Below are 3,681 nucleotides of genomic sequence, written 5' to 3' on the forward strand. Positions count from 1 at the left end.
CGACGCTCTTCCGATCGGCGAAGCCGCCGCGCCGACCGCGCCGGCCACGGCCGCCGCCGACGATGCGGCCGCCGCGAAGAAGAAGGCGCGCAAGGAGAAGAACGACGCGCGCAAGAAAGAGGTCAAGGACGCCGCCGGCGAAATCGCCAAGGACGCCGCGAAGGACGCCGCGTCCGAAGCCGCGTCCGACGCGGCGAAGAAAGCCATTCCCTCCATCCGGTGAAGGACCACAGGACCCGACCATGAGCGAGATCAGTCGTACCGCGCTGTTCGGCAAGCTCAATCCGCTGCTCTACAAGGGCGTGGAGAGCGCCGCCGTGTTTTGCAAGCTGCGCGGCAATCCCTACGTGGAGCTCGTGCACTGGCTGCACCAGCTGCTGCAGAACAACGACAGCGACCTGCACCGCATCATCCGCCACTACCAGCTCGACGCGGCGAGGCTCGCGGCCGACATGGTCCGCGCGCTCGACCGCCTGCCGAGCGGCGCCACCGCGATCAGCGATCTGTCCGACCATCTGCAGAACGCGGTCGAGCGCGGCTGGGTTTATGCGACGTTGATGTTCAACCAGAACCAGGTGCGCGGCGCGACGCTGCTGCTCGGCATTCTGAAGACGCCCAGCCTGCGCACCGTGCTGCATGCGATGAGCAAGGAGTTCCAGGCGATCGATCCGGACAAGTTCGCGAACGAGCTGACCAAGGTCGTCGCGGGATCGCCCGAGGACCAGCAGAGCGCGACCGACGGCAGCGGTCTCGATGCGAGCGGCGGTCCCGGCGAAGTCAGCGGCGCGATGGCGCCGGCGCAGCTCGGCAAGCAGGAAGCGCTGCGCAAGTTCGCGGTCGATCTGACCGAGCGCGCGCGCAACGGCGAGATCGATCCGATCACCGGACGCGACGACGAGATCCGCCAGATCATCGACATTCTGATGCGGCGCCGGCAGAACAACCCGCTGCTGACCGGCGAGGCCGGCGTCGGCAAGACCGCCGTCGTCGAAGGCTTCGCCGTGCGCATCGCGAGCGGCGACGTGCCGCCGCAGCTGCAGGAAGTCTCGCTGCTGATGCTCGACATCGGGCTGCTGCAGGCCGGCGCGAGCATGAAGGGCGAATTCGAGCAGCGCCTGCGCCAGATCATCGACGAGGTGCAGGCCAGTCCCAAGCCCATCATCCTGTTCATCGACGAAGTGCACACCCTGATCGGCGCCGGCGGCGCCGCAGGCACCGGCGATGCGGCCAACCTGCTCAAGCCCGCGCTCGCGCGCGGCACCCTGCGCACGATCGGCGCGACGACCTGGAGCGAATACAAGAAGCACATCGAGAAAGACCCGGCGCTGACGCGGCGCTTCCAGGTCGTGCAGGTCGGCGAGCCCGACGAGGACAAGGCCATCGCGATGGTGCGCGGCATCGTGAGCATCCTCGAGAAGCACCACAAGATCACCCTGCTCGACGAAGCCGTGACCGCGGCCGTGCGCCTGTCGCACCGCTACATCCCGGCGCGCCAGCTGCCGGACAAGGCCGTCAGCCTGCTCGACACGGCCTGCGCGCGCGTCGCGGTCAGCCAGCACACGACGCCGGCCGAGCTCGAGGACTGCACGCGCCGCATCGAGGTGCTGCGCACCGAGCAGGGCATCATCGAGCGCGAGGACGCGGTCGGCCTCGACGTCGCCGAGCGGCGCGAACGCTGCGAGACGCAGCTCGCCGCCGAACTCGAACGCGAGCAGGGACTGCGCGCCCGCTGGGAGCAGGAGAACGAGCTCGCGACGCGCCTGCTCGACCTGCGCACGCGGCTGCGCGAGCTCGCCGCGGCGGCCAAGGCGGCGCAGGAATCCGGCGGCGCGGAAACCGCGCCGGCCGCGGCGATCACCGCCGACGGCGAAACCGTCGCGCCGGCGCCGGACCGCGCGTTCCTGCTCGCCGAGCACGCGGCCGTGCAGGCCGAGCTCGAGACGCTGCAGGGCGAGTCGCCGCTGATCCTGCCGGCCGTCGACGAGACCGCGGTCGCCTCGGTCGTCGCCGACTGGACCGGCATTCCGGTCGGCCGCATGGTGCGCAACGAGATCGCGGCCGTGCTGCAGCTCGTCGACACCCTCGACAAGCGTGTCGTCGGCCAGCGTCACGCGCTGGAGCTCATCACCAAGCGCATCCAGACCGCGCGCGCGCGGCTGGACAATCCGAACAAGCCGATTGGCGTGTTCATGCTGGTGGGACCGTCCGGCGTCGGCAAGACCGAGACCGCGCTGGCGCTGGCCGAAAGCCTCTACGGCGGCGAGCAGAACCTCATCACGATCAACATGAGCGAGTTCCAGGAGGCGCATACGGTCTCCACGCTCAAGGGCGCGCCGCCGGGCTACGTCGGCTACGGCGAGGGCGGCGTGCTGACCGAGGCCGTGCGGCGCAAGCCGTATTCGGTCGTGCTGCTCGACGAAGTGGAGAAAGCCCATTCCGACGTGCACGAACTGTTCTTCCAGGTGTTCGACAAGGGCTGGATGGAAGACGGCGAAGGCCGCGCGATCGACTTCCGCAACACCATCATCCTGCTGACCTCCAACGTCGGCACCGACCTCGTCATGAAGCTGACCGCCGATCCGGAGCTGTCGCCGGAGCCCGAGGCGCTGAACAAGGCGCTGCGCGAGCCGCTGCTGCAGAAATTCCCGCCGGCCTTCCTCGGCCGCCTCGTGACGATTCCGTACTACCCGCTCGCCAACGACACGCTCGCGCGCATCGTGCGGCTGCAGCTGGGCCGCATCCAGAAGCGCATCGCCGAGCAGCACGGCATCGAGTTCGGCTACGGCGAAGACGCGGTGCAGCTCGTCATCAAGCGCTGCACCGAAGTGGAATCCGGCGGCCGCATGATCGACGCGATCCTGACTCACACGGTGCTGCCGACGGTCAGCCGCGAATTCCTGAGCTGCCTGGCCGACGGACGCAAGCTCGCGAGCATCCGTCTCGAAACGGCCGGCGACGATTTCGCCTACCGCTACGGCTACGCCGAAGATGCGGCCGCGACCGCGGCCGAAACCGCCTGACTCTCGTTCCAGGAGCCGCCATGCCATCCCCGACCCGCCCCGGCCCGCTCGGCATCGACAGCAACAACTGCGGCATCGACTTCGGCACCTTGATGCGCGTGGTCACGCCGTGCCCGACCTTCATCGCCGAGACGCCGCCGGAGAAACTGACGCCGGCCGCGAGCGGCGTGGCCGGCTACAGCGTCGACGCGGCGGTCAAGCACATCGACGCGAACGCGCACACCAAGAGCCAGGGCCGCTGCGCACGCTACGTGCGCGAGGCGATCGAGGCCGGCGGCGCGAAGATCCCGCTGCCGCGACCCGTCTACGCGAAGGACTACGGCCCGGTGCTGGCCAGGCTCGGCTTCACCAAGGTGCCGGCCGTGGCGTATTCGCCCCAGCGCGGCGACATCGTCGTGCTGCAGCCGCCGTCGGGCCAGGTCGCCGGGCACATCGAGATGTTCAACGGCTCGAAATGGGTCTCGGATTTCGTGCAGGGCACCGACGTCTATCCGGGCCCCGCCTATCGCAAGGAGCAGGTGTCGTATGAAGTCTATCGGCCGTAACACCGCCGCGCGCGGAGGGCTGCGCCGCGCCGCGGCGCTGCTGCTCGCGGTGTTCGCGCTGGCCGGCTGCGCCGCGGTCACGGCGGCCGACGGCACCAGCGCCAGGCCGGCCAGGG

The 3,681-nt window shown here is 69.5% G+C and carries 2 protein-coding genes and 1 pseudogene; all 3 read left to right on the plus strand.

The genetic code is table 11. From position 1 onward, the window contains the following. Positions 1–223, plus strand: a pseudogene (locus tag NON22_RS21725) (hypothetical protein); the annotation flags it as partial. Positions 224–242: 19 nt separating this feature from the next. Next, the gene (gene tssH, locus NON22_RS21730; RefSeq protein ID WP_257389092.1) at positions 243–3,020 is read left to right on the plus strand and encodes a type VI secretion system ATPase TssH; all 2,778 of its coding nucleotides are present in this window, start codon (positions 243–245) and stop codon (positions 3,018–3,020) included. 20 nt (positions 3,021–3,040) lie between these two features. After that, positions 3,041–3,565 (plus strand): hypothetical protein, encoded by a 525-nt coding sequence (locus NON22_RS21735; RefSeq protein ID WP_257389093.1) that lies wholly within the window; start codon positions 3,041–3,043, stop codon positions 3,563–3,565. Positions 3,566–3,681: the final 116 nt, after the last annotated feature.

The sequence above is a fragment of the Tahibacter caeni genome, assembly GCF_024609805.1.
In the GTDB taxonomy this organism is placed as follows: domain Bacteria; phylum Pseudomonadota; class Gammaproteobacteria; order Xanthomonadales; family Rhodanobacteraceae; genus Tahibacter; species Tahibacter caeni.